19 protein-coding genes, 3 tRNA genes and 1 pseudogene are annotated in these 26,451 nt (G+C 45.5%); 4 read left to right on the forward strand and 19 right to left on the reverse strand.

Going from position 1 to position 26,451, the window contains the following annotated elements; all coding sequences use genetic code 11:
* Positions 1-3,572: 3,572 nt before the first annotated feature.
* The 6 genes from VMX18_03910 to VMX18_03935 form a co-directional block, all read right to left on the reverse strand.
* Positions 3,573-3,649: transfer RNA gene (locus tag VMX18_03910), tRNA-Ala, on the reverse strand.
* Positions 3,650-3,672: 23 nt separating this feature from the next.
* Positions 3,673-3,747, reverse strand: a tRNA-Lys gene (locus tag VMX18_03915).
* A 5-nt stretch (positions 3,748-3,752) separates the two neighbouring features.
* A tRNA-Arg gene (locus VMX18_03920) sits at positions 3,753-3,829 on the reverse strand.
* A gap of 166 nt (positions 3,830-3,995) precedes the next feature.
* Entirely contained in the window at positions 3,996-4,688 is a 693-nt protein-coding gene (rnc, locus tag VMX18_03925) for a ribonuclease III (GenBank protein ID HUT22511.1), read from the reverse strand.
* An 83-nt stretch (positions 4,689-4,771) separates the two neighbouring features.
* Positions 4,772-5,251 (reverse strand): transcription antitermination factor NusB, encoded by a 480-nt coding sequence (gene nusB, locus VMX18_03930; GenBank protein HUT22512.1) that lies wholly within the window; start codon positions 5,249-5,251, stop codon positions 4,772-4,774.
* A gap of 73 nt (positions 5,252-5,324) precedes the next feature.
* A complete protein-coding gene (locus VMX18_03935; protein HUT22513.1) occupies positions 5,325-6,944 on the reverse strand; it encodes a DUF4153 domain-containing protein in 1,620 nt (539 codons plus the stop codon).
* 306 nt (positions 6,945-7,250) lie between these two features.
* Here VMX18_03935 and VMX18_03940 point away from each other — a divergent pair, with 306 nt between their 5' ends.
* A complete protein-coding gene (locus VMX18_03940) occupies positions 7,251-8,600 on the forward strand; it encodes a peptidoglycan DD-metalloendopeptidase family protein (protein ID HUT22514.1) in 1,350 nt (449 codons plus the stop codon).
* A 313-nt stretch (positions 8,601-8,913) separates the two neighbouring features.
* On the opposite strand, the gene VMX18_03945 is transcribed toward VMX18_03940, so the two are convergent.
* The 6 genes from VMX18_03945 to VMX18_03970 form a co-directional block, all read right to left on the reverse strand.
* Positions 8,914-10,425, reverse strand: coding sequence for a YifB family Mg chelatase-like AAA ATPase (locus VMX18_03945; protein ID HUT22515.1), 1,512 nt, complete (start codon positions 10,423-10,425; stop codon positions 8,914-8,916).
* Positions 10,426-10,689: 264 nt separating this feature from the next.
* Positions 10,690-11,085, reverse strand: coding sequence for a hypothetical protein (locus VMX18_03950; GenBank protein HUT22516.1), 396 nt, complete (start codon positions 11,083-11,085; stop codon positions 10,690-10,692).
* A gap of 72 nt (positions 11,086-11,157) precedes the next feature.
* On the reverse strand, positions 11,158-11,841 hold the full coding sequence (locus VMX18_03955; GenBank protein ID HUT22517.1) for a GAP family protein: 684 nt from the start codon (positions 11,839-11,841) through the stop codon (positions 11,158-11,160).
* Positions 11,842-11,843: 2 nt separating this feature from the next.
* Positions 11,844-12,389 carry a hypothetical protein gene (locus VMX18_03960; GenBank protein HUT22518.1) on the reverse strand — a complete coding sequence of 182 codons (546 nt, stop codon included), beginning with the start codon at positions 12,387-12,389 and terminating at the stop codon, positions 11,844-11,846.
* Positions 12,390-12,455: 66 nt separating this feature from the next.
* Positions 12,456-12,938 (reverse strand): signal peptidase II, encoded by a 483-nt coding sequence (lspA, locus tag VMX18_03965; protein ID HUT22519.1) that lies wholly within the window; start codon positions 12,936-12,938, stop codon positions 12,456-12,458.
* Between the two features lie 11 nt (positions 12,939-12,949).
* Entirely contained in the window at positions 12,950-13,318 is a 369-nt protein-coding gene (locus VMX18_03970; protein ID HUT22520.1) for a TraR/DksA family transcriptional regulator, read from the reverse strand.
* Between the two features lie 120 nt (positions 13,319-13,438).
* On the opposite strand from VMX18_03970, the gene VMX18_03975 reads away from it, so the two are divergent.
* Complete coding sequence (locus VMX18_03975) at positions 13,439-13,570, forward strand: hypothetical protein (protein ID HUT22521.1); 132 nt, start codon at positions 13,439-13,441, stop codon at positions 13,568-13,570.
* Positions 13,571-13,946: 376 nt separating this feature from the next.
* Here VMX18_03975 and VMX18_03980 read toward each other — a convergent pair whose 3' ends face one another.
* From VMX18_03980 to rpsO, 4 genes and pseudogenes are all read right to left on the reverse strand, one after another.
* Positions 13,947-15,143, reverse strand: coding sequence for a hypothetical protein (locus VMX18_03980; protein ID HUT22522.1), 1,197 nt, complete (start codon positions 15,141-15,143; stop codon positions 13,947-13,949).
* Entirely contained in the window at positions 15,118-17,343 is a 2,226-nt protein-coding gene (gene pnp, locus VMX18_03985; protein ID HUT22523.1) for a polyribonucleotide nucleotidyltransferase, read from the reverse strand. The genes VMX18_03980 and pnp overlap by 26 nt, the downstream gene beginning before the upstream one ends.
* Positions 17,344-17,448: 105 nt before the next feature.
* On the reverse strand, positions 17,449-17,952 hold the full coding sequence (locus VMX18_03990) for an NYN domain-containing protein (protein ID HUT22524.1): 504 nt from the start codon (positions 17,950-17,952) through the stop codon (positions 17,449-17,451).
* Positions 17,953-18,063: 111 nt separating this feature from the next.
* Positions 18,064-18,324 (reverse strand): annotated as a pseudogene (rpsO, locus tag VMX18_03995) (30S ribosomal protein S15).
* 276 nt (positions 18,325-18,600) lie between these two features.
* Here rpsO and xerA point away from each other — a divergent pair.
* Together xerA and VMX18_04005 are read left to right on the forward strand one after the other, a co-directional pair.
* The gene (gene xerA, locus VMX18_04000; protein HUT22525.1) at positions 18,601-19,557 is read left to right on the forward strand and encodes a site-specific tyrosine recombinase/integron integrase; all 957 of its coding nucleotides are present in this window, start codon (positions 18,601-18,603) and stop codon (positions 19,555-19,557) included.
* A gap of 279 nt (positions 19,558-19,836) precedes the next feature.
* Positions 19,837-20,994, forward strand: coding sequence for a glycosyltransferase family 4 protein (locus tag VMX18_04005; GenBank protein ID HUT22526.1), 1,158 nt, complete (start codon positions 19,837-19,839; stop codon positions 20,992-20,994).
* On the opposite strand, the gene VMX18_04010 is transcribed toward VMX18_04005, so the two are convergent.
* From VMX18_04010 to VMX18_04020, 3 genes are read right to left on the reverse strand one after another with little or no spacing between them, the layout of a single operon-like run.
* Complete coding sequence (locus VMX18_04010) at positions 20,952-23,006, reverse strand: O-antigen ligase family protein (GenBank protein ID HUT22527.1); 2,055 nt, start codon at positions 23,004-23,006, stop codon at positions 20,952-20,954. The two genes, VMX18_04005 and VMX18_04010, sit on opposite strands and share 43 nt — an antisense overlap.
* Complete coding sequence (locus VMX18_04015) at positions 22,993-25,032, reverse strand: O-antigen ligase family protein (protein HUT22528.1); 2,040 nt, start codon at positions 25,030-25,032, stop codon at positions 22,993-22,995. Before VMX18_04015 ends, VMX18_04010 begins: the two co-directional genes overlap by 14 nt.
* A 9-nt stretch (positions 25,033-25,041) precedes the next feature.
* Positions 25,042-26,406, reverse strand: coding sequence for an exopolysaccharide biosynthesis polyprenyl glycosylphosphotransferase (locus VMX18_04020; GenBank protein HUT22529.1), 1,365 nt, complete (start codon positions 26,404-26,406; stop codon positions 25,042-25,044).
* Positions 26,407-26,451: the final 45 nt, after the last annotated feature.

Here is a 26,451-nt window from a genome sequence, read left to right on the forward strand (position 1 = left end):
TTTATGGCATTTTGGTATCTAACGATGGAAGGGTGGGCTAACGGCCAAGAAGGAGTCCAGTCGTGTGGTGGTGGATGCGGACGAATTCTGTTTCTTCTGGAGGTCCTCTTGGCACAGACAGGCTCACTTTTGACGATGTGCATACTGCACTGGAGTGGACTGCCTCGTGGCAAGAGGCGAGATTCTCAGCAGTCCTAGTTCCGAAGTTGTTCTGGCGGAACCGATCATCCGTGTTCCGCCTTTTTGTTTTCCCGCAAGAAACTCATGCGGCTTGATGCAATAGATGACTCTCGGGTCATCGAACAGATGGGTCGGAAACGCCATTCCGACCCATTTCCATTGAACAGCGCTCATCGACAGCGAAGAAGACCGTCAATTCTTGCGCCGTCGTAGCCCTGCACGTAGTCGGACCCAATCACAGCGAACGGCAAACTGAGGTTGTCGGACCCGAGGATCCTTGATAGTCGTCGCGCCGACTCAGGATCGCGCTCCACGTCGCGGCGACGATAGAATTGGAGCACGGTTGCCCTTCGTCCGCAACTACGCGGAAATGTCTGCCAATTCCAATGACATGCTCGCCGCAAGATCGCCTGGACTGAATCTCATGCCACAGTACTCATCGCCACCGGCTCCGGTGACCAGCGCTCTCCGAAGAACGTTCCTATCAATGATCCTCCGATCACAAGACGATACAGCCACCGGCGGGACTCCACCAATACGAAACTGGGTCACCGACTCGATCTGCTGGGGCGTGGCGAATCGAAGTTTCTTGACGCCGACCAGTTCCGCGACCCTGCGAACGTCCAGTCGGTCAGATCCTAGTATTATGCAAGCGATGAATACATCCTCCCTTGGAGCATGCAAGACGAGTGTCTTGATGATGTTTTCCGATGCGGTTTCGAGGGCGGCAGAGGCCTGCGAGGTCGTCTTTCCAGACTGCTCGTGCATCATGAACTGGGCCCTCAGACCTACGCAACTTGCCAGTCTCTTCGCGCGGTCGATGGCTCCGGTGTCCAACTGGCGCTCCTTTCCAATCAGGTTGGCGTGACAGACTTTGGGCGCACGTCTGAACGGTGGTAGGGGCGTGACGGACGGGGAGGTCGTGCTTGCACCCACAGCGGCACCCTCGAGGAACGAGGTCAGCGATTGGCCTGTGCCATGCCTCACCTGGCGTTGGGAACATGTCCGGCCGTCCGTTTCCGCGGGCACGCGGTGTACTCCTCTGCTGGTGTTGTTCATACTACATGCTTGGCCGCCGGTCGTCTTGGCCGCCGGCATTTGTGTTTCACTCATGCTAATTGTACGGAGATTGCGCATGCTTGTCAACCAGGCATCTCACTGAATTCCTCAAGCCGGCCTGCGTGGGTTCAGCGCAAACGGGGCCGTTGACAGCCTTCCAGTTCGCTGCTACGAAGACCACAGAGATCTCTGCGCCCGTGCAAAATGGATGGCCCGGTAGCTGCAGGATCGAACTGACGCCCGTCTTCACGACCTCTCGGGTCTTCCGTTCGCAACGGCCTCGCTCGGTCGCACCGGCCACGCGGAGCGAATGAGACAAGGTCGCAACCATCGCGACGGCATAAGTGTAGAATATATATACTACGTGAAGATAGATGTTAGAGCGAGAGAGATAGACACCTAGGAATGTCTATCTCTCTCGCTCTCTATCTTGAGTACTCTTGGACGAGCCGTGTGCGACCGGGACCGCCTGCCGCTGCATGCTTTCGGTGTCTCCGCCACCCCCTGCCCGGACCAACCCAGGCGCGATACGCTTGTGGTGTTCAACTACATGCCATTGACACAAGATGACATCGAGGATCTCAAGGGGCTGCTCAGGGCCGAGTACGGCGAGGAGGTGCCGCACGACGAGGCCTGGGACGTTGGCCTTTCTCTAGTCGAGCTGTGTCGAGTCGCTCTCCGGCCAGCCCCCGCGGCAAGGGAGTCAGACCCGACTGTGGATAACTCGCAGCTTGCCAAATAGCCTGGCCAGCTCTACGATCCACAATGAACGCTCGCCACCTATGAAGCATTGCTATATTTACGCTAGAAAATCGTCGGAGTCCGAGGACCGACAGGTTCTGTCCATCGACTCGCAGGTCAGTGAGCTCGAGCAGCTGGCCGTCCGGCTGGGACTGCCGGTCACCCGGGTGTTTTCGGAGTCGAAGTCCGCCAAGACTCCCGGGAGGCCGGTTTTCACCGACATGCTAGAACGTCTTCGTAATCCAGAGGGGAGCGTGGTGCTGTGTTGGAAACTCGATCGGCTGGCCCGAAACCCGCTTGATGGCGGGGCAGTGATTTGGGCGGTCGAGGAGCGCCAGATCGGGGAGATCGTCACTCCGGGTCGGACCTTCCGCAACACCGCCGACGACAAGTTCTGGATGCAACTCGAATTCGGGATGGCCAAGAAGTACGTGGACGACTTGTCTGACAACATCAAGCGCGGAAACAGGGCCAAGCTCCAGCGCGGCCAGATCCCGGGGCAGGTCCCCCTCGGCTACACCAAGGACCCCTGCACAGGCGACACGATCCCCGATCCGGAACGGTTCGAGTTGGTTCGGCGCATTTGGCAGCGGCTTGTTGATGGCCACCGGCCGGCAGAGATCCTGAGGGTCGCCTCGAGCGACTGGGGTCTGCGAACGCGAGGTTCCAAGAGGACCGCGAGCGGGCCGCTATCGCCGTCGTACTTCTACCGGTTGCTCTCGAATCCGTTTTACGCCGGCGTGGTTCAGCGTGCGGGCCAGGTCTACGTCGGTGCCCACCAGGCGATGGTCAGCCAACATGAGTTCGACCTGGCCCAGAGGATGTTGGCGGGCAGGTCCAACTCGAGATCTCAGCGCCACGAGCACACCTACGCCGGGCTACTGCGCTGCGGGGTGTGTGGCCGCATGTTCACCGGAGAGAGCCACACCAACCGCTACGGATCCACGTACGTGTACTACCGGTGCACTCGAAAGCGGCTGGGTAGCAGGGTGTGCCCCCAGCCCTACGTGCCCGAGAAGGTCATCGACGAGCAGGTGCTCGACTACCTCGGAAGGCTCTCAGTGCCGAGGCAGTTTGTGGACTGGGCCTGCAAGCGCCTCGAGCGCCTCGCAGCAGAGGATCAAGCGACCGAGCAGGTGGCGCAGTCGTCGATCGAGAAGGGCCTCGCTGCGGCCCAACGCAAACTCGAGAACCTGACGCAGCTGCGATTGTCCGAGATGATTGGTGACGAAGAATTCGTACTAGAGCGAGCCAGACTGCTGGACGAGGTCGCCGGTTTCAAGGCCCGCCTGGCCGCGCCCTCGACCACGGGTCCCGCGTGGCTGCAGCCCACGAAGGAGGCGCTCGCCCTCGCCTCAAGGGCCGAAAATCTGTATCGCAGTGGACTGAAGGACGACAAACGGACCATCCTGCGGGCCATCGGGTCGAACTTCTTCATCAGGGACCGGATTGTGCTAATCCAAGCCAAGAAACCGTTTCGCATTCTGGCCGCCGCCCGCGATTCCTCCGAGCCCGAGCCACCGCGGGTCGAACCCCGGGATTTTGGCTCAGCCAAACAAAAAAACGAGCCATCGAGTGGTCGTTTTCTCCTGTGGTGGACCCTAAGGGATTCGAACCCTTGGCCTCCTCCATGCCATGGAGGCGCTCTAGCCAACTGAGCTAAGGGCCCTTGGTTTGGGAATTGGAAACTGATGGTGGGCGCAGGAGGACTCGAACCTCCAACCAATGGCTTAAGAGGCCACTGCTCTACCATTGAGCTATGCGCCCGAGACTGGTGCAGCCGGAAGGATTTGAACCCTCAACCCCTTGGTCCGAAGCCAAGTGCTCTATCCAGTTGAGCTACGACTGCATTAGAAATAAACCTTGCCTGTCCGCCGAAGCTCCGAGCATAGCGAGGAGCGAAGGCGGAAGCTACGACTGCATTAAAAATGTTGACAATAGATTAACATTCGACTCGTTTTTTGGCAAGTCCGAGGCAATAAAAACTTAAGCAGCTTTGCCTAAGTTTTTCGGCATTAATTCCATTTTTTCTTCTTTATCGCCTTGGTGGCCGCGTCTTCCTGAGCTTCTTGCTTGCTGGATCCGCCGCCTTTGGCCACCAGTGTTTTACCCAAAAAGACTCCGATTACAAATTTTTTGGCGTGATCCGGCCCGCTTTCTTCCAAAACTTTGTATGTTGGCGTGACCCCTTCTTTTTCTTGAGAGGATTCCTGTAATTTGCTTTTCGGATCCATGTATAATTTATGTTTTAAAATATACGGCAGCTCCGGCAATAAATGTTCGCAAATGAAATTTTTTGCCGCGTCCCAGCCTTGATCCAGATAAATGGAGCCGATCACCGCCTCGAAAGCATTGGCCAAAATATACTGCCTGGCCTTGCCCGTGTCTTTTGATTCTCCGCGGCTCAGGTATAAAAAGTCGTCCAGATCAGTGTCTTTGGCCAGCTTGGCCAGCATTTTACTGTTGACCAGACTGGCTCGCCAGTTCGTCAGGTCGCCTTCGGGATTGTCGTAATTATTGTATAAGTATTCGGTAACGATCAATTCAAGCACGGCGTCGCCCAGAAATTCCAATCGTTCGTTGTGATTCAATTCGAAACTCGGATGCTCGTTGAGATACGATCGATGCACCAGCGCCTGAGCCAATAATTTTTTATTTTCGAAAGTAACGTTGATTTTTTTCTCCAATTTACTGAAATCTTTTTTCATAAAGCTACCGACTCATAAATCGTCCGCGGATGGCGTCGCATTATTTTTGCGGTAAAATCTGCGGGAGATCCATAAGCCCGTAATTATTTGGCCGGTTCTTTCGCGGCCGTTTTTACTTCAAGTTGTTCTTTGTCTTCGGTTTTCAGCACCTTGTCCATGTCTCTATAAATCGAACCCAGCACGCCATTGACGAATTTGCCCGAGGATTCTCCGCCGAATGTTTTGGCGATTTCGATCGCTTCGTTGATGGCCACCTTCGAGGGCACATCCTTGTCGAAAATTAATTCGTAAACCCCGATTCTTAAAATATTGCGGTCGACTTGGGTGATTTGATCAATCGGCCATTCCGGGGCGTATTTGGTGATGTACCTGTCGATTTTTTTTAAATTTTTAGCGACACCATTGACTATATTTTCCGTAAAATCCCGATCCTTGGCGTTGGGCGCGAATTCTTTGAAAGTGTAATTGATAAGCTCCGGGATTTTTTTATCTTCCTTTTCCAAAAAGTCCCAGGTGAACAGCGCCTGCATCGCCACGGTTCTGGCTAAGTGTCTATTGGCCATAATTGAATGATTGATGGAAATTATAAAAATGAACTTGCTTGCATTTTACTAAGTTTCGTTCGTTTTGGCAAGATTAATAGCTGAGATAAGGCATTGATTGCGGGTCGCAAAAGTTTGCGGCATCTCGGGAGGAGACATTTAAGATTGAAGAGACTTTTTCCGCGCAACCTTGTAGGAACGAATCATACGTCATAGTAGATAAGGTTTCTATCATAACATCGATAAAATCGGCTATTTCCGGATTGGTTTCCGTTTCTTTAATGTCTTTTAACAATTGCGCACAGGCCGTTGTGTGGTCGGTGGAATAATAGTAATAACGATAGCTTTGAAACGCGCTCAACAAAATATCCAATTTATTTTTATTCGAAGCGCCCGAGTAAGCGTCTTTCAAAAAATCGGCGACATGTTTTCCTTCGCGAGAGTCGGAGATTTTAGAAGAAATGAAATATCTATCCAAATGATTCACAAGTTCGGCCTGCCCTTTTATTTTGTTGTAATGACTTTTCACGGACAACGCATTCAAATCAATGCCGAATGAAAAAAGGCAGGACAAAACAATCATGACCAAAATGGCGATCAGATTGCTGAGCTTGAGACCTTCCAGATATTGATTGGTTTTTAAATCGGATAAACGGTAGATCGCGAAAACGCAATATAAAACAGTCATAAGCGCCAAGAACGCCAAGCTGAACAAAACGAGGAATCTGTCTGGCGTGATGCCGTATTGATTGATGCGGGAAACGATGGCAAAAAGTCCGACCGCCAGCATGACTAAACTTTCAAATAACAAAGCGATCGAGGAAATCGACAGCGCCCGATGCGTTTTTTTGCCAGCTTCTTCGTGTTTTAAAAATATGCCGGTGAAATAAAGAACAACGATGTTGAACGAGGCCAGCGCCGCGAAAAGCACCGAGGTTTGCCCGGTTTTAAGAATCACTGAAAAGCCGCTCGGCAAAAGAATGATTATGTAAAGAAGCAAAAGGCCTGACATCACAAACGAGATAACCATGAATATTCTGGAAAAGAGTTTTAATATTTTGGTGTAAGGCTCTTGATCAATAACGCTTTTTTTCAAGTCATAGCAGAGAGAAAAAGCGAAGAAGCCGATGGTTGAATACACCACTGAAATAATCAAGACGATCAGTTTTTCGGGCACGGAGAATTTGATCAAAAAAAGCAAACCACTGAAAAGTCCGATAACGATAAGCGCGGCCAGGCCGAAGATGCCGGCGATAACGACCGTTTCAAAAACTTTATTGATGAATTGATAAAAGGCCTCCGGAATTTTTTTCCAAGACTTTTCGCAAAAAGACAGGAGCAAGCCGATCAGCGCGGTGAAGAAAACGGCCTTCATGGCCAGATAAACCAACAAAGGCGGAGTTTGATCGAAAGAAAAGAAATACAGCGCGGCTTGAAAAGCGGCGAACAGCCCGATTGACGCGCAGGCCAGTCCTTTGTTTTTTATTTTTTTGTACGACAACAGGAAATATACGAAGAAAGCGGCGAACAGCAAAATTTCCAAAAGCATAACCAGCGATTTGCCCACTGCCGGTTCACTCAATGAGCTGAATTTTTCGGAAACGCTGAGCAGATAAATGCCCCAGACTCCAAGACCGGTCAGGACGCCGATGATGATGGCGCGAAGCGAATTTGTCCAATCGAATGAAGTTTTTGCGTTGGTGTTTTTTTGCATACGTTACAAATATTGCGGCTATTAAGATAGCCTTTGTTTTATATTTTAATTGTTACGAATTACAATATTCTATTTAGCTTTTAGGTTATTTGTTACGAATTACAATCTGCTAAAGCATAAAGCCATAGAGGAATGTACTTCGTAACAATCGATTGGAAGCCAAGTGGAATATTGTAATTCGTAACGATACTCCATGCTAACATCATATCACCTGCGTTGATTTTGACAAATAAGGCAAATGGTGATAAATTATATTTTATAAAGAAAGGGAAAAACCATATAGCAGCGCTAAAAATCAAACAATATTTGGTTAAGCTATTGCTAAGGATTTGCGATGAGGTGGGCGTGCTGGGCAGATATATAAAGAAGGCTTTTTCTTATATCGTCAAGCCGTTTATTATCATCGGAAAATTCATTTTCAAGTTTGTAATCTTGCCGATATACAAGCTTTATTTATTTTTTAAAAGGAGAACGCAAGTTTTTTACTTGCCGGCCAAGAGTAGATTCTTTTCATTTTTTTCCAAGAAATATTTTATTCACGTGGTTGTGGTTTTCGTGTCTTTCGTGGTGGTGGTGAATAATATCAGCGCCAAGGAAATCAGAGATGACAATTTCGGCGAGAAAACCGCCATTTATGCCATGTATAATGAAGCGACTTTGGGATATATCGAAGAGGTTGTTGATAGCGAGGCGAGCGCCCAAGCCAAGGTTTTCAGCTATTTGGACAAAACCATGGTTTCAAACAAACAGACCATTGTCATCGATTCTCAGGAAAGCGTGGCCGAAGATCAGCTCGCGGACAGCTTGACCACCGTAACCCAGGGCGGCGCAGCGCTGGTTAAACCAAATTTCACGGAAACCAATATCGCTCAGCGGGAAAGAAGCTCCAAAATATCTTACTCGGTGCAAGACGGCGATACTTTGGGCACTATCGCCGAAAAATTCGGTATTTCCATGCAAACCGTTTTATGGGCGAATAATTTAACGACCAGAAGCACGATTCAGCCGGGAGATGTCTTGGCTATTTTGCCGGTTTCCGGCGTTGTCCATATAGTTAAATCCGGAGAAACCATCGGCAAGATTGCGCAACGCTATGACACCGACGCTGAAAAGATTATTGAATTCAACAAATTGGCTGACGCGTCGGATATTAAAATCGGAGATGAACTGATCGTGCCGGGCGGCACTCAGCCGGCCATCATTTCCGCGCCGCAATATGTCAGCAATAAGAACGTGAATATCGCGCCGATTAAAAATTTGATTAACACTCCCCCGCCCGGAGCGACGGATATTCCGGCCGGGAAAATGGTTTGGCCGACGTCTTGGCACGTAATTACTCAATATTACAGTCTTCGACATTACGGCTTGGACATTGATGGAGATTATAATTCTCCGATTTACGCGGCCGAGGCCGGCAAAATCATCAAATGCGGCTGGGGCACGGGTTACGGCAATGTCATTTATATTGATCACGGCAACGGCGTGCAGACTCGTTACGCCCACATGAGCAAATTTTTCGTCTCCAACGGACAATATGTCGAAAAAGGACAGACCCTGGGCATGATGGGCACGACCGGCTGGTCCACTGGAACGCACCTTCACTTTGAAGTCAGAATAAACGGCTCGGCCATGAATCCGTTGAGCTATATCAGATAATGCTTATAAAAAAATAAGGGTCTTATCCATGGCCTTTGTTTTTTATTTGGGTTTCGTTAAATGTTAAATATTGTTCCCTTGTTTCATTGCTTCATTGTTACGAATTACAAGATTCTAATTAGCTTTTAGGTTATTTGTTGCAAATTACAATCGACTATTTGGCTTTCAGGTTATCTGTTACGCCTACCTACCTGCCTGCCGGCAGGAATTACATTTATAGCTATATGCCATAGAATCTTGTAATTCGTAACAACCGCTTCGAAGCCAAATGAAATATTGTAATTCGTAACGCTAATCCAGCCCCTTCGGGACTTCAGGATTTAGGTCTGTACTGCAACGCTTCGGCCACGTGATTCGCTTCAATGTTTGTTTTGCTTTCCAGATCCGCGATGGTTCGCGATATTTTTAACACGCGGTGATAAGATCTGGGAGACAAATGCAATTTTTGCACGGCCGATTTCAACAATTCCAGCGAGGCGTTGTCCAAGGCGCAGAATTTTTTTATTTCCTGCGGCCGCATTTCTGAATTGAATCTGAGCGGGGAATTTTCAAATCGTTGGCGCTGGATGACCACGGCCGCGATCACTCGTTGTCTTATTTTTTCGGAATTTTCAGAGCCGTCATCGGATTGTAGTTTTTCAAATTTGATTCTGGGCACGTCAAGGTGAATATCAATGCGATCAATGATCGGGCCGGAGATTTTTTTCTGATACCTGATGATTTGCGAAGATGAGCATGAGCAGGGTTTGTCCGGATCGTTGTAGTAGCCGCAGGGACAGGGATTTTGGCTGGCGATGAGCGTGAAATTCGCCGGATAAGTGATGGTGCCTTGCGCGCGTGAGATTGAAATGACGCCATCTTCGAGCGGTTGCCGCAGGCTTTCCAAAACGCTTCTGGGGAATTCGGGCAATTCGTCCAAAAATAAAATGCCGCGGTGAGAGAGGCTGATTTCTCCGGGTTTGGGAAATTTTCCGCCGCCCACCAAGGCCACGCTGGAAGAGGTGTGGTGCGGAGACCGGAAAGGCCGGGAAGAAATAAGAAAATTGTCTTTTTTCAGCAGGCCGGCCACCGAATACATTTTTGTCACTTCCAGAATTTCCGCTTCGCTCATGGGCGGCAATATGGATGGCATGGTTTTGGCCAGCAAGGTTTTGCCCGAGCCGGGCGGCCCGCTCATCAGTACGTTATGGGCGCCGGCGGCCGCTATTTCCAAAGCTCTTTTGGCGTGTTCTTGGCCTTTGACATGAACCATGTCGCTGTCGAAAACAAGATTGGCGGCGGAAATGTTTTTCAGCGGCTCGGCCGGAGCGATCGGATTTTTTCCGGAAAAGTGGTCGAAAAGCTGATTCAAATCTTGCGCCGGATAGATTTCAATGCCGGAAATCAAGCCGGCCTCGCCGGCATTGGCCGCTGGGATGAATAGTTTTTTGTAATTGTTCTCTTTGGCGAAAAGCGCGATGGGCAAAATGCCGTTGACGTGCCTGATTTGGCCGTCGAGCGACAATTCGCCAGCGAACAGGCTGTCGCTTAGTTCGTTTTTTAGCTGGCCGTCAGCGGTCAGAATGCCGATGGCCATGGCCAAGTCAAAAGACGGGCCTTCCTTTTTTATATCAGCGGGCGCCAGATTGATCGTCACCTTTCTTTTGGGAAATTCCAATCCTGAATTTTTTATGGCCAAATAAACCCGCTCGCGAGCTTCTTGCACGGCCGCGTCGGGCAGTCCGACAATGATGAATTTCCTCACTTGGCTGGAAATGGCGGTTTCGACTTCAACCAATTGGCACTCAAGTCCGAGCGTGGCGCAGGAATTTATTCTAGAATACATAGTTTATTATTTGAATCATTGTTACGAATTACATTCACTAAAAAGCTCTTTATTTGTATTGTTACGAAGTACAAGATTCCATTTGGCCTACGGACGAATATTACAAATTACATTCACCTATAGCCTTAAGCCTGAGAATCTTGTAATTCGTAACAAATAACCTGAAAGCTAAATAGAATATTGTAATACGTAACATTATTGTATCAATTTATCATCTGCGCCGGATAACCGCAAATAAAAAAAGTCTCGAATTGGTCGAGGACTTTATTGTCCTGCGGGGTCTGTGAGCCCCTTGATTTTGCCGTATCTTTTCCACTTGTACCACCAAAAGGAAAATCGGACATCTCCCTTCTCGGCTTTTTGCTCGAGCATGGCCGCCAGTTGTCTGATCATGGCGTTCCCTTCTTTTTGGGTCTGGAAACAATAGTCCGGAAGCAGGCGATTGTTGAGCTTTGCCCACATGTTGCCGTCCCAGATCATGATGATGACATAGCCGCTGTAGCCGTAGTTGGTATGCCTGCCCGCGGCCGCCTTGCGCCCTTCCCCATCCATTTTGGATGTTATCCTGATATCACCGACTTCGAGTTCCCCGACTCCTTCGCTTTCGTAATCGCGGTGGAGAAAAACTCTCATTGCCCGCCTCCTTTGGCATTGGTTCATTCGCAGGGTATCATGGGAAAATAAATAATTCAAATAAAAAACAGCCGCCCTGGCCGTTTTTTTTATTTATAATTAAATAATTCCCGTTAAAATCATGATGCCGAAAACCAGCATGGCCAGGCCGATGATCAATCTCAGCCAAGAGCGGCTTTTCTTGCGCAGTTCTTCCAGCTTTTTAGAGGAATAACCGAAATAGACGAGCATCAAGATTATTATCAGCGGCAAAACGAAAATCAAATTATAGAGCAACAGGTAAAGCACCCCGTTCAAATAGGAAGCATTTACGGCCAAAAGAGACAAGATGGCGATATATACTCCTCCGGTGCAAGGAAGCTCGAACGCGGAAACCAAAACGCCCAGCACAATCGCCGCGGGCAAACTCGCTTTTCTAACATATTTTTCTATTAACGGTTTTTTGCTCTCCGGAATGCTTAAAGACAAGCCTTTGCCATACCAGAAAAAATCTTTGATGTTGATCAGGCCCAAAAATATCAATAACACGGCTGACAAACGATAGATGGTAATGGTGAGAGTATTGGAAGCGAGACCCAGCGCGGCCATCAAGCCGATGCCGGCCAGAAAATAAGTTAGATAAACGAAGAAAATATAAACCAACCCGACGGACAGCATTTGTTTCGGTTTTTTTAAAACGCTTAAAAAGGTTAACAAAAAAACCAGTACGGCAATGGCGCACGGATTGATGGAGTCAATGGCCGCGGCGCCGAGCACTGTCGAAATCGTCAATGAGTCAAACATAATTATTTTATTTTTTTTCTATTTTGTAAAACAATGAATAAAATGACAACGCCTATCACCAGAATCCCGGCCACGATCAAGGCGATCATTTGATTTTTTTGAATGTCGTTTGCCGCCGCGTCGCTCGAGGCCGGTTCGTGCCTTTTTAAATAGTCTTGCACCAATTGATTGGGATCGGGACAATAATTTTGTTCGCAGTTTGATATCGCTTTTTCTATTTCTTCGACTTTTTCTCCGACAATGACTTTATCTCCGATGAATAATGTGGGCACGGCCGTGCTCTGCGAGGAGTAGGTCAATCTGAAATCATTAAAAATATTGGCATTGCCCGACTTGGCCAAATCCAGAATGCGCGCGTTGATTTTGGGATGACTCGTTTCTTTCCATTCGTCCAGCTTGCTTTCCACTACGGCGCAGTGAGGGCAGCCTTGCAAAACGAAAACGTACATATCAATCGATTCGGCGGGCGCCGGATTTTGCGCGGTCACCGGACGCGAAATCATCAAGGCCGAAACGAGTATAGTCAATATGATTATTCTTTTTATCATAGCTTAATATTTCTCGATTTTTTTATAGCCTACTTTTATAATAGCAAAAAGAAATAATACGTAAAGTTATTTTTTGATTTCTCTAACCGCGAAAGATTCTTTGAATATCAGGATCAGCGCGCCGCAGACGATAAAAGTATCGGCGAGATTGAACACGGCGAAACTCCAATTAGCCAGTTGAATCGAAAAAAAATCGATGACCGCCCCGTGAATGATCCTGTCTATTAAATTGGATGTCGCTCCGCAAAAAATTAAAGATAAAGACAATACGGACAGGCTTTGTCCTTTTTGAAACGTTCGGATGAGGAAAAAGACGATCGCGACCAGCAGTATTCCCACTATCAGAAAAATCAAAACCTGCGGCAACGGGATACTGAACGCCAAGTTTTCGTTTTTAACGAGACTTATTGAGAATTTAAAATAACTTAGATCGATTAAAAAAAATTCCCTTTGAATTTTTGACAGAACTAGATACTTTGACAGTTGATCTAGCAGTAACAAGACAAAGGGTATGATGAAAACAGATAATTTTGTTTTGTTGAAAGACATCTGAATCCGAGCTATAACGATTTGAGTTTTGTTTTACACGATATGCAGGCGCTCGACGTCGGTCTGGCCAAAAGCCTTTTGTCGTCTATTTCTTGTTTGCAATATTTGCAGGTGCCGTATGTTCCTTTTTCGATTCGGTCCAAAGCTTTATTGACGTCTCTCAATTCTTTTTCAAGAGTCGCTTCGAGTGACAAATTTACGTCATAGGTAGCGACCTCATTGGTGTTTTCCGTTTCGTCATTGCCATAATCCGGAAAATCCGCCTGATAATCCGTCGGGTCGTTTTTGCTCGGATGAGCGAATTTGGCCAATTCGTTTTCCAGATTGGCTTTTTGTTCCACCAGATTTTGTTTGATTTGTTCAATAACCTTGTTATCCATATTACGTTTCATTTATGAGTTTAGTTTACCTAAAAAATAAGGTATTGGCAATATAACACATTTTTTTAAAATTTAAAAGGGCGCATGCGATCAGCCCAATTGGGTAAATATAAGGCTTGTATGCGCCCAGAGGCAAAGGAGATTTACGCCACTCCCGTTTCGACCGAAGTCAATTCGGAAGACAAGGCGTGTTTTGCCAATTTAGCGCTCGACGCGCTGTCCGGTTCCCGCTTCGCGGCGCTTGCCTATTGAGGCCGCGCCTTGGTAATTTCGTTTTTGTTTTTATTTTGTGACGTATGGCCGAGTCCGGTCGAGAAGGGCTCGGAATCAAAGCAGGTTTCGGAGTTTTCCTGTAGAGTAAGAGAATGAGTGCGATTTTGCAAAGAACTGGTGTGAACACTGGAGGTGTTCACGTGTTGGTAGAGAGCTTGGAATGTGATCCGTTGTCTCTGCATATATTATATCAAGAACATTTTCTTGAGTCAATGTCTAATCCGTTGAATTATTATAAAAAGGCTAAAATTAGCCCCAATACGTGTGTTTATCGCGATTGATTCTTATTTGCGACAATGCTTCATCTGTGGATAAGTGGTGTCTAAAGCCCATGTTATCCACACGAAAGTTCACACTAGTGTATACTTATGTCTATTTTTTGGTTCGACTCGGTGATTGATATGCTTGAAAATAGGAATATGTCCGGATTATTAATTACAATCTGGCTTTCTGGGTTTTTTGAGGTGTCGGCGAAAGACAAGTCCGAGGAATGCTCGGCAATGAGCTCCCTATTGTTTGACAGTAGAAATCCGGTATTTACTTCCCGTATATAGAATCTTTCAAAATCATTGCCCGCATTGAGCATCCCCATCTCATCGCTTCTTTGCCAGAGATCGTCGTTTGACGCCAGCATATGCTTGGCAATGGTATTGTCAGGCAGAATTCTCTCAACGATTTTTGGGTATTTTTCAGATAAATAAGAAGAAATATTGTCTTGTAATAGCTTTTGTACGTCATTTTTTGCTATAATTAGCCAATTATCGTTTTTGTCCACGGCTAAATCAATACAATTGTTGAGATTATTTAAAAATATGAGGTTTTTTAAGGCAAAGTTTTGCGTGGATAAATTGTTAATATAATATTTCATCTCCTTTGAATCGCTTAAAACTAGATTATTGTCGCAATTTTCCAAAGACTCTGAATCTTTTGCGGTCATTTTAAGCTCATCAGCTTCCGGTTGAGCTTTCCCGAAAAAATTAACGGGTAGGTTTTCTTCGGTCAGTTCGGCGGGTAAGAAGTCCAGATTCTTAAAAGATGGAATAAAAACGTTAATTAAGGATGTGTCCGTATATTTTGCGTGTCTATAAAAGTCGGAAGCGGCCAAGGATTCTTCTTCATCAATCAATTCACTTATACCGGCCTGATTTTGGAGACTTTCAAAAACAATATTCTTATAAACGTATTGCGCGTTAAAAACATCGGCGCTTTGTTTTTTTGGAACAAAGGCGAATATCCATTGCCCATCGAGATTAAAAATGGCAAATTCCTTTGAATTGGTTATTTTTTCGGTTACATCATCAAAGCCCAAGCCGGAGACCAGCGCGAGGCCTTTTTTTATAACATCATTGTCCATATCCAGTTTTTGCGAGCGCCAATGAGAATAAAAGGAAATTTGTTCGGAAATCACATTGTCGATTTGATCTCGATGATAATAATGAAAAAAGGACCCCAGAAAAAGAAAAATTCCTCCGAGCAGGGCGATTAAAACCGCTGCCGGAGGAATTTTTCCGGGTTTATTTGATTTTTTATTTATGAGATCTAGGCTGGGCATGCTCTTGGTTGTCTTCTTTTGGAAGTAATGCTTTTATTGATAAATTAACTCGGCCTTGTTCGTCAATGCTGACCACTTTAACTTTGACGACTTGGCCGACTTTCAGTTTGTCAGTCACCTTATTAACTCGGTAAGGCGCTATTTCCGAGATATGAACCAGCCCTTCTTGGTTGGCGAAAATTTCCACCATAGCTCCAAATTCAAATAATCTTGAGACTTTACCTTCGTAAATATCTCCGATTTTGGCTTCTTTGGTCAAATCTTCAATCCATTTTTGGGCGCGATCCATTCCTTCCGCCGATTCCGAAGTGATAAAGACCATACCGTCCTGTTCGATATCGATGCTAACGCCCGTCGCGTCAATGATTTCATTGATGATTTTGCCGCCGGGTCCGATGACATCCCTGATTTTATCCGGATTGATTTGCATGGTCAATATTCTGGGCGCGTAAGAGGAGAGTTCTTGTCGTGGTTCCTTGATCGTTTCCTCGATTACATCCAAAATTTTATGACGGGCATCCTTTGACTTCGATAAAGTTTCTTTGACTATATCGAGCGTTAGTCCGTGTGTTTTCGTGTCCATTTGAATGCAGGTAATGCCGTCTCTCGTGCCGGCGATCTTGAAATCCATGCCGCCATCGCCGTCTTCGAGGTCTTGCAAATCGGTTATTACCTTGAAGCGGCCTTGATCGTCGGAAGCCAGCCCCATGGCAATACCGGCAACCGGTTTTTCAAGAGGAACTCCCGCGTCCATCAGTGCTAATGTTGAACCGCAGGTAGCGGCCATGGAGCTTGAGCCGTTGGAACTGAGCACTTCCGAGACCACGCGAATCGTATAAGGGAATTTTTCTTTTTCCGGCAATAAATTTTTTATGGCCCGCTCGGCGATTGATCCGTGTCCGATGTCTCTTCGTCCCGGTCCTCTCATCGGCCCGGCTTCTCCCACGGAAAATGGAGGGAAGTTATAATGATGCATGAAATTTTTCTTGCCGCTTTCCTCCATGCCCTCGAACGTTTGTTCATCTCCGGGAGCGCCCAGAGTCACGATGGACAGCACTTGCGTTTCGCCGCGAGTAAAAAGGCCGCTGCCGTGAGTTCTTTTCAAGAGACCTACCTCGCCGTCGAGATGTCTGATGTCGTCAGCGCCGCGACCGTCCACCCTGATGTTTTTTTCCAGAATGGCTCTTGAGATTTCTTCTTCGATAAAAGAAAAGAACGTATTTTTAATGAGTTTATTTCTTTTTTCCTTGCCAACTTGTTTTTCGATCAAATGAGCCTCCAAGACGTCTTGAAGTTTGCCCATCATTTCTTTTCTTTCGCGTTTACTGCCTTTGGGGATATTGAAAACATAGGAATCGAGCTGAGAGCGCAAGAATTCTTTCGACTCTTCGACCAATTGTTGAAAACTTTCTTCAGAAAGTTTTTCGTCTTCGGTCAGTTCATCCTCTTCGCTCATGATAGTCAATGATTGTTTTTCTTTGCCCACAGCATCTCTGATTTCATCGATAAAAGAAATTAATTTTTTGGTATGCTTAACCGCGAATTCAAAAGCTTGATAAACCATGTCCTCACCGGCTTCCCTTGATTCGGCGTCGACCATGATGACTTTATCCATGGTGGTGCCCACGACCAAGTCGAGAATCGATTTTCCTCGCGCTTCATGAGAGCCGTTGATCAGCCATTCGCCATCAATTTGGCCGATGCGAATGCCGGCCACGGGGCCCGCCCAAGGAATGTCCGAGATATGAACGGCGATCGACGCGGCGATCAGTGAAACGACATCCGGGTCGTTTTCTCCGTCCGTGGACAGCACGGTGATGATTATTTGCACGTCGTTTTTAATCGTTTTGTCGAAAAGCGGTCTGAGCGCGCGATCAATCATGCGGCCATTTAAAACCGCTTCGTCCGACGGACGTCCTTCTCGTTTGATATATCTTGATCCTTTGATTTTTCCGGCCGCGTAAAATTTTTCTTCGTAATCGACCATCAGCGGGAAATAATCAATGCCATCTCTGGGTTCCTTGCCCATGGTGGCCGTGGCCAAGACCACGGTATCTCCGTACTGAACGGTGCAGCTGGCATTCGCTTGAAGCGCCAGTTTGCCGACTTCGACAATCAATTGTTTGCCGCCGAATTCGGTTTCAAAGCGGTGGACGCCATCGTCCTTGCCGTCTTCATTTTTCTTGTTGAAAAACAACATAATAATGAGTTCTGGTCGCCAGACTTTAGATTTCAAGAATCAATGATTTTTGATCATCGACCCTTGTGAAAATCTACTTGTCTTGCGACCAGAAACGATTAATTCTTATTTTCTTAATAAATATCTGGGTTTGTTCTTGCTCAAATCCGTGAAATCATCGGAGACCTCCACCAGTTTGTTGGAGGTTGTTTCTCCGAAAGCGATTATTTCCACCAGACAGCCTTTGTTTTCCTGTAAATAAGTCACCAGCGGCCGGAAATCCCCGTCACCTGTCACCAGCACTACCACATCCAGTTTATCAGCCAGTTTAATGGTATCCACGGCAATGCCCACGTCCCAATCCCCTTTTTTCATTCCGCCCGGGAAGACCTGCAGATCTTTCATGGTTACTTCAAACCCTTGTTTTGACAAGGCATCGAAAAAAGCTTGTTCTTCTTTGGTTTGAGCTTTGATGACATAAGCGAGAGAGCGGATTAATTTTCTGCCCGCGATCGCGGATCTTAGAATTTCCTCGAAATTCACTTTTTTGCCGTATAAATTTTTCGCCGAATAATACATGTTTTGAACATCGACGAAAACGCCGATTCTTTGATCTTTGTGTTTGATCATACAAAAGAAAAGCAACCAAAGGTTGCTTGGATTATTTTATTTTTCTTCAGCCTTCATGGCCGCAGCCTCGGCTTCAATATCCTCATCCGATTGAGTGATTCGTTTTGATATTTTGATGTTTAATTCCCTGGTCAATTTATTGAAACTGGTCGGATTGTCGCTTTCCAAATATCTCAGCAACCGTCTTCTTTCTCCCAGTTTTTTCAATAAACCGCGTCTGGATGAATGATCGTGTTTATGCGCTCGAAGATGTTTGGTCAATTCCACGATTTCCTCCGTTAAAATGGCTATTTGCACCTCGGACGAGCCGGTGTCTTTCTCATGGGTTTTGTACTTGTTGATGATTCGTTGTTTTTTTTGCGCAGTTAACATACTTTTGCCAATACCGGAGACGGGACGCTACCTTGGTTGACTGCCCTCATCCCCCGTACCGCGTTAATAATAATAAAAACTTCTTTAAATAACTCTAACACATATCGGCAAACCGCGCAAGAAGGGGAAAGGGAGCGAAATCTCATTGCATAAATTGATTTGGTGTCGTAAAATACTATTACGAGATTACAGATTTGAATACAGATGATACGAGATAGGAGTGAGAGAGTTAATCTGTATAATCTTGTATGTTTATCGGTAATCTCGTATATTCATATGTCAAATAAAACGGAAATAGAAAAACTTATCCAAGAGTTTTTGGAAGATCTCGAAGTCACTTATAATCGTTCGCTTAGAACCGTGAATAATTATCATTTTTATTTATCTCGCTTTGCGGGGTATTTGTCCGGAAAAAACATAAAAGTTCCCGGCGGCATTACCCTGGATGATGTCAGGCAATATCGACTGTGGCTTAATCGTCTTCAAAGCAACAAAAAAGAGTTTTTGAAATCGAATACGCAAAATTATCATTTGATCGCGGTGCGCGCCTGGTTGAAGTATTTGGCAAAAAGAGACATCAAGGCCTTGGCCGCTGAAAAAATAGATTTGGCCAGAGTGCCGGAGCGTTCCGTGGAATTCCTGGACGGCTCGGATTTGGAAAGATTGCTGGAAGCACCTTTGACTTCCAAAAACCCGGGGATTATTAAAAAACGCGACAAAGCCATTTTGGAAACATTTTTCAGCACGGGCTTGCGCGTGTCCGAATTGGCCAATTTGAAAATAGATTCCATTAATTTGAAAAAAGACGAATTCACGGTTCGCGGCAAAGGCGACAAGCCGCGCATAGTTTTTTTATCGAATCAATCTCGCCACTGGCTGTCGGAATATTTGAAAATGAGAAAGGATTCCAATCCTTTTCTTTTTATTTCACATGATCGAGCGGCCAAGGGACGAAAAACCGTGAACGACGCCGGTTTGACGCCGAGAAGCATCCAGCGATTGGTGGAGCGTTATTCGAAAGCCGCGGGGTTGACCAAAAAAGTCACTCCGCATACCATGCGGCACAGCTATGCCACGGATTTATTGATGAATGGGGCCGATATTAGAAGCGTTCAATCCATGCTGGGGCATTCTTCCATCACCACTACGCAGATTTACACGCACATTACCAATCAGCAGTTGCATGACGTGCATAAGGCGTTTCATGGCAGGAGTCGTCGGAAGAAGTCATGAATCACGTATCATGTAACACACAACACATAACATGAAACATGAATCATGGAGCACGTATCACATATCACGTATCATGAAGCATGCCTGCTCCTCGAGTCTTAGCGACGAGATAGCATGCTCCGAGTCGAAGACCGGCAGGCAGGCGTAACAAATAACCTGAAAGCTTCATAAAATCTTGTAATTCGTAACAGTGTAACAATGAGGCAATTTTCTTCTCCAATCCCAGTTTCAATTTACCCATTACTTTTTTCTAGTTACTGATCACTTATTATTCCAAATATGAAAATACTATACTTAATAACTCAATCAACTTGGGGCGGCGCGCAACGTTATGTTTATGATTTGGCTGTCGGTATGAATAAAGAATTTGAGGTGGCTGTCGCCTGCGGCGGTGATGGCGGGCTGATCAAAGAACTGGCAAGAAAAAAAATAAAAGTGATTCCGTTGAAATATCTGAAAAGAGATATTTTATTTTTGTCAGACATCAGATCCTATTTTGAAATAAAAAAATTGATTAAAGAGGAACGGCCGGATATTTTGCACGTCAACAGCAGCAAGGCCGGGTTTTTGGGAGGTTTGGCCGCTCGATCTTTCCCCAAAACAAAAGTGGTTTACACTGTGCACGGCTCGGTTTTTACCGCGGCATTCAATATTTTTTATCGTTGGTTATTTAAAATAATCGAGAAAACGACTTCAAAACACAAGGATTCCATTATTTTGGTCTCCAACCATGACCGTTCGCTGTGGCTCGAAAACAAAATTTGCGAATCCGAAAAATTATTTGTGATACATAATGGCATTGACGTCGCGCTTGAAGAATTATTTTTGCCCAAAGAGCGGGCGCTGGCCGCGCTGTTGCCGGCTGAAAAGGAGATTAATCTTAAAATTATAGGTTGCATTGCCAATTTTTATGCTGAAAAAAACCTGCTCTCGTTTTTATCGGTTTTCAAGGAGGTTTCAAAAGAGGTTTCGAAATGTCGGTTGATTTTAATAGGCGACGGTCCGCTTCGTCGGGAAATAAAAAAATACGTTCGCGAGAATGATTTATCTGAAAAAGTAATTTTACCCGGATTTATAAAAAACGCTTGGCTGTATTTAAAGGCTTTTGATTTGTTTGTCTTGCCGTCAAAAAAAGAAGGCTTCCCATACACGATTTTGGAAGCCTTGTTGGCAAAGGTGCCGGTGGTGGCCAGCAGGGTCGGAGGAATCCCTGAAATCATCGGCGACGAAAGCACCGGCCTGCTTTTTGACAGCGCCGACTCGCGGCAGTTGGCGGAAAAGATGCTAATATTATTGAAAGACGAAGTTTTTGTCGCGCAGTTGGTGGGAAATGGCATTAAGAAGGTCAAAGAATCATTTAACCTCACTGGCTTTTTGGATCAAACGAAAAAGATTTATCTGTCTTCATTGTTAGCGGCGTCCGATGAGGAGAAGTAGTCGTTCGCCTCGCTTGTCGCGTCTCCGACGGGCTTAACGATATATCGGGGCAATAAGCCCTTTTCCATGGCCAATCGATAATATTCATCAGCTTCTTGTGGCATGCCCAGACGATCATAGACCAAAGACAATTTATAATATGGCAAAGCGACATTGGGATCTATTTCCGTCGCTTTTTTCATTATTTTAATTATTTGATCCTTGTAGGTTTCATCTTGTCCGGATTTTAATCTGCCGAGAACGTTTTCCGCCCATGCCCAGTACAGTTCATGGCGCGTCGGCGCGAGTTCTATCGCCTTGCCGAAATAAAAATCCGCTTTGCCGAATTCTCCGAAGAGATTATGAATACTGCCCAAACTGATGTAACTGAGATAATTGTCGGGATGTTTTTTCAAGTCATCATGCAACAAAGTGTAAGCCGAATTCAACGAATTTTGAGCCACTTCCAGATTTTCTTTCGCGAAACGAATGGTATTTCTAATATCCGCGGCCACCAAACTGGAGGTGAATTGCGCTGACGGCCAGAGTCGATGCGCCTCCTCTCTGTAAAAAAGACCGTTTTCCGTTTTTTGCGCCCGAGTAAAGGCCATATTCGCTCTGATTCTCGGAATGAGAACCAGTATCAAAACCAAAAGAAAAATAATCAGCGGCGCGCCGGCCAAAAGCAATTTTTTTGAAGTCGACAATTTTTTTTCTTCCACCTCGCTCAAGGAATTTTTGACGAGAGCCGCGGACACCACTTGGCTGAAGATGAAGAAAATAAGGATATAAGTCGAAATAACCGGGTACATGAAAAAATATTGAGCGATAAAACCGATGACCGTATACATGCCGATGGCGCCCAGCCATGCTTTTTCTTTGCTTTCGCTTGAAAACAGTTTACACGATAAATAGAAAATATAAGACAAAAACGCGACCAAGAAAAGCAGGGCGAAAATGCCGTTCGCGACCAAAATATCCAAAAACACATTGTGAGCTCGATCTATCTTCGTTTCAGGCAAATCCGTCAGTTTCGGAGGATAATTCCGATCAAAAGCCAGTGACAAGTTATCGTCTCCCCAGCCTGTCAGCGGTCGGGCCAAAAACGCGTCCCAGGAGCCTTGCCAAAAGTACAGCCGTTGTTTGTTGGACAAATCCTCGGTATTGAAAACGCTTAAGGCTCTTTTGACATAAGGGTTGCCTGTCGCGTCCGGATGATAAATCGCCAAATATACGAATGATCCGACAAGCACAATGGCTGACAGCAAAAAAATCGTCAGCTTTTTTTTATTGCGGCTGATTTTTATAAAATAAAGCAAACCGATTGCCAGACAAGAAATGAACATGGCCGCCCAGGAGCTTCGCGAATTGGTGAAAAGCAAAGTGAACAGTTGCAAAACCAAGGTGGCCAGTGAAAACATTTTAAGCAAGATGTTTTTGAATTTGAAAACGCCCCACAGACTCAGCGGAATGGTAAACATCATTAAGGCGCTGAGGTGAATGGTGTTGCCCAAGGTGCCGATGGGCCGCAAATTGACCGAGGCGCTCCAGCTCGAGCCGATTTTGCCGGCATATTGCAACAGTCCGACGACGCATTGAATAAAAGTTGCGGCAATTATCGTGAATAAATAGATGTTGCGTTTATTGCTTTTAATGGCGTTGAAACATAGTATAAAAAAATACAAAATATAGAAAAGCCAAGTGAAAACGCCTTCCAATTTGGAATAGTTGCCCCAGAAGCTGGTAAAGGGGTTGGCGCTGAAAATACAAGCGATTATTTTGACCAACAAAAATCCGCCGAGCAAAATAAGCGGCCATTTGTAATTTTTCCAAAGGAGATATTTCTTTTCCGCGAAAACAATCGCCGCGGCAATCAGCACCAAACAAACCAAGGCGATGAAAGTCGTGGTTTTCAGCAATCTGAAGCTGTTATAGAGTTTCGAGCTGTAAATCAGCGGCACGATTATTAAAATGCCGATTAGTAAACTGTCCAAAATGATTTGCCAAGGATTGGGGCTTTTAATTTTGCTCATATTGCATGTCAGGGCTCGCACTCTCGCTCGAGCTCGTTGAATTATTTATTTTATTTTCTTCTTTTTTGAAAAATTTTTCTCGCAGTCCTTTTGACCGGGCGGTTGCTTCATACGCGGCGGCTTTTTCCTTTTCGCCGAGAGCCAAATAAGCCAGCGACAGCTTCAGGTAAGGCATGCCGACTTCTTCGTCAATCGCGATTGCTTGTTCCAAGACTGAAATCGCGGCGTCATTTTCGTTTTGTTTGAAAAGATATTCCGCGTATTGCCAATAAATATCTTGCCTGGCCGGAAAGTTTTCAATGGCCAGTTCATACTCGACCCTCGCGGCGTCTTGGTCTTTGGTCAGCGAGAGGGTTTTGGCCAGTAAAAGATAGTTTTGATAATAATACGGATATTCATCGATTAAGGCAGGAAAAATAATTTTGGCTGGCCCGGCGTATTTATTCATGGATTCAAGGTCGCCTCTTTTTTGGGCGCTTTCAATGGCGTTGACATACAGCGCGCCGTATTGCTGTCTGTAAAACGGGTGAGGAAAAATTTCAGTCGCCAATTGAAAATGCCTGGACATGTCTTTTTGGGAAAACAAACCGGCGCTGAGTTCTTTGTTGGCCAGGATAGGTTTTAAGATCACAAAGAACACTAAGGCGACAGAGCCCAGACCCAAAACAAAATACAGATTGGAGTTTTTTTTAAGTTTTTCCAAAAGACTCGAGGTTATTGGAGCGCCTTGGGCGCTCGGAGAAAATGAGGCGTTAAAAACCATGGCCAGACTCAAGCAAATCAAAATTACCGGAGAAATCAAGGCAAACATGAAAAAGAATTGGAGCAGGCAGGCGGCCATCAAATAAATGAACGTCAAACCCAGCCAAGATTTTTCGGTTTGCTCATTTTTCGACAATTTGATTGACTTTGCAAAAGCGAAAATCAAAACGAACATTAAAAGCAGCCAGGTAGGCGCGCCATTCATGACCAAAACATCCAAATGCCAGTTGTGCGCCCGATCAATGTGTGTTTCCGATAAATCGGACAGGGCCGGCGGGTAATTTTTGTCAAAAGCGTAGCCCAAGGAGTCTTGACCCCAGCCGAAAATCGGGCGTTCCAAGAAAGCGTCAAAGGAGCCGCGCCAAAACAAGAGTCTTTGCTGGTTTGATTCATCCGCCGGGTCAAAAACGCTGAAAATCCTTTTTAGGCCGGGTTGTTCGAATCTGTCGAAATATTTGATCCCCATGAAAGTGAATATCGAGATGGCCGCTATGCCGGTGAGCAGCAGCGCCGCGAATATTTTTTTATGTCGTTTGTAAAAATAAAAAGTGAAAATGGCGAAGTTGGCGAACAAAAAGGCGATCCATGAACTTCTCGATCCGGAAAGATATAAGGAAACGGCGGAAAGAACCAGCCCGCAGATAATGAGAATTCTTAAAAAGGTGTTTTTAAAATTCACGAAGCAATAATAGAAAAAAGGGAAGAGCAAAATTATGTACGCGCTGAAATTGAGCGGGTTGCCCATGGAGGAGATTATTCTGGCTTCCACGTCAGCGGTCCAGTGATTGGCGATCAAGCCGTATCTTTGCATAATCCCGTAGCCGGACAGGCAAATGGCGGAAAAAACGATGATCAGCGCCAGGGTCTTCCTTTTGCCTTTGGTCCAATCATTGAACAGAGCCGCCAAAAAAAATCCGATAATGAGTATCCATAACAGAAAGCCTTCCGCTCTGAAATATTCTCCCCAAAAACTGACAAAGGGCTGAGCGCTGAAAAGCCATGACAGAAGATTGAGAATAAAAAAAACGCCGGTTAAAATCAAAATGAGTTTGTGTCGGCGCCAATCAAATGATTTTTTTTCCAAAACGCGCATCAGCGAAAAAAATATCGCGGCGACCGCCAAAACCATGAACAGCGTGTTTTTTGGCAATCGAAAACTGTTGTATAATTTGGTGGAAAAAAACAGCGGCACGATAAAAACGGTCAGGGCGAAGACAATATTTATCGCCCAATCGCAAAGAACTATTTTATTTTCGGTTTTCATAGGCTCCGATTACCTTCCTTTTGAAAACAAAACGTCATTTAAGGTTTTGATTATAATTTTTATGTCGAAAATGAAAGATTTGTGTTTTAGGTAATACAAATCGTAGCGCAGTTTATACTGGTGTTCTTCGAGAGTGGCGCAATAAGGGTAATTTATTTGAGCCCAGCCGGTCACGCCCGGTTTTATCAAATGTCGTTGATTGTAAAACGGGATTTGCAATGAGAGTTCCTCGACTATTTGAGGTTGCTCCGGTCTCGGGCCCACGATGCTGATATCTCCTTTCAAAATATTGATGAATTGGGGGAATTCGTCCAAATGAGTCTTTCTCAAAATTTTTCCGATCGAAGTTATTCGTTTGTCGTTCGCGCTGGCCAAAAGCTGAGTTTGTTCGTTTGTGTGTTCCATTGTGCGAAATTTGTAAATGTAAAACACTTTATTATTTTGCCCCATTCGTTGTTGTTTGTAAATGACAGGACCTTTTGAATCCAGCTTGATCGACGCGCCGATGATTAAATAAAGAGGAGTCAAAATAGCCGCGCCGACAATGCCCACGGAAAGATCAATCGCTCTTTTGCCGGCCAAATATATTTTTTGACTGGGTTTGAGATTATAAATGAACCATTTTTTATCCAATGTCTCCAATGAAATGGTCCGATGAAATTTTTCGACAAAGTCGTTCAGTTCATAAAACTCACTGTTTATTTTGGATATATGGGAAAACAGTTGATTGATAATATCGTGCGTTTGCGGGAATTCCGCGTCAATGATTATTTTGTCGATGTGATGGGTGTTTATCGCTTCGATCAGATTTTCAACGGGCGGTTCAATGACTTTGGCGAAATCGCAGTCTTGATCCATTAAAAATGTGTCGGAATAAATGAAAATCTTTTTTTTCTGCGCGCTCGGCGCGCAAAGATCCTTGAATAATTGGCGAGCTCGTGAACTGCCGCCGATAATCAGATAAGTCTCCCCTGTTTTGGAAAGCAAATGAAAAATTACCCAGCGGAAAAGCAACCATAAAATTAAGAATGAGACGGCGAATATCAATAAGATGGTTTTCGGAGTTACTTGCGCTTTTATCGGAACCCAATAAAAGAATAAAGTGCTGAAAACGGTCAGAACAACTATGGCCGCCACTTGTTTTTTGAAATAATCAAGACGGCCCTGGAATTTATTCAAATGATATAAATCAAAGGTGTAAAATACGGCCAGCCAGATGATTAACAAAAATCCGAATTTGATCAGATTTTCCATGAAATATTCATATTCGAAAACAACGCCTTGGCGCACCCAAATGCTGATCAAAAAGGCAATAAAAAACAGGGCGATATCTCCGCCAATTAGAAAGATTTTTGATTTAAGCAGCGTTTTCATAAATTATGCTTAAAGTATAACAGAATAGCGGATAATTTCAATTAT

The organism is Candidatus Bipolaricaulota bacterium (assembly GCA_035528115.1).
GTDB lineage: Bacteria > Patescibacteriota > Patescibacteriia > UBA11705 > DATKZF01 > DATKZF01.

Coding starts and splice junctions, on each gene's coding strand:
- rnc (HUT22511.1), bottom strand. CDS start 4,688: ATGAAAAAAGATTTCAGTAAATTGGAGAAAAAAATCAACGTTACTTTC.
- nusB (HUT22512.1), bottom strand. CDS start 5,251: ATGGCCAATAGACACTTAGCCAGAACCGTGGCGATGCAGGCGCTGTTC.
- VMX18_03935 (HUT22513.1), bottom strand. CDS start 6,944: ATGCAAAAAAACACCAACGCAAAAACTTCATTCGATTGGACAAATTCG.
- VMX18_03945 (HUT22515.1), bottom strand. CDS start 10,425: ATGTATTCTAGAATAAATTCCTGCGCCACGCTCGGACTTGAGTGCCAA.
- VMX18_03950 (HUT22516.1), bottom strand. CDS start 11,085: ATGAACCAATGCCAAAGGAGGCGGGCAATGAGAGTTTTTCTCCACCGC.
- VMX18_03955 (HUT22517.1), bottom strand. CDS start 11,841: ATGTTTGACTCATTGACGATTTCGACAGTGCTCGGCGCCGCGGCCATT.
- VMX18_03960 (HUT22518.1), bottom strand. CDS start 12,389: ATGATAAAAAGAATAATCATATTGACTATACTCGTTTCGGCCTTGATG.
- lspA (HUT22519.1), bottom strand. CDS start 12,938: ATGTCTTTCAACAAAACAAAATTATCTGTTTTCATCATACCCTTTGTC.
- VMX18_03970 (HUT22520.1), bottom strand. CDS start 13,318: ATGGATAACAAGGTTATTGAACAAATCAAACAAAATCTGGTGGAACAA.
- VMX18_03975 (HUT22521.1), top strand. CDS start 13,439: ATGCGCCCAGAGGCAAAGGAGATTTACGCCACTCCCGTTTCGACCGAA.
- VMX18_03980 (HUT22522.1), bottom strand. CDS start 15,143: ATGCCCAGCCTAGATCTCATAAATAAAAAATCAAATAAACCCGGAAAA.
- pnp (HUT22523.1), bottom strand. CDS start 17,343: ATGTTGTTTTTCAACAAGAAAAATGAAGACGGCAAGGACGATGGCGTC.
- VMX18_03990 (HUT22524.1), bottom strand. CDS start 17,952: ATGATCAAACACAAAGATCAAAGAATCGGCGTTTTCGTCGATGTTCAA.
- xerA (HUT22525.1), top strand. CDS start 18,601: ATGTCAAATAAAACGGAAATAGAAAAACTTATCCAAGAGTTTTTGGAA.
- VMX18_04005 (HUT22526.1), top strand. CDS start 19,837: ATGAAAATACTATACTTAATAACTCAATCAACTTGGGGCGGCGCGCAA.
- VMX18_04010 (HUT22527.1), bottom strand. CDS start 23,006: ATGAGCAAAATTAAAAGCCCCAATCCTTGGCAAATCATTTTGGACAGT.
- VMX18_04015 (HUT22528.1), bottom strand. CDS start 25,032: ATGAAAACCGAAAATAAAATAGTTCTTTGCGATTGGGCGATAAATATT.
- VMX18_04020 (HUT22529.1), bottom strand. CDS start 26,406: ATGAAAACGCTGCTTAAATCAAAAATCTTTCTAATTGGCGGAGATATC.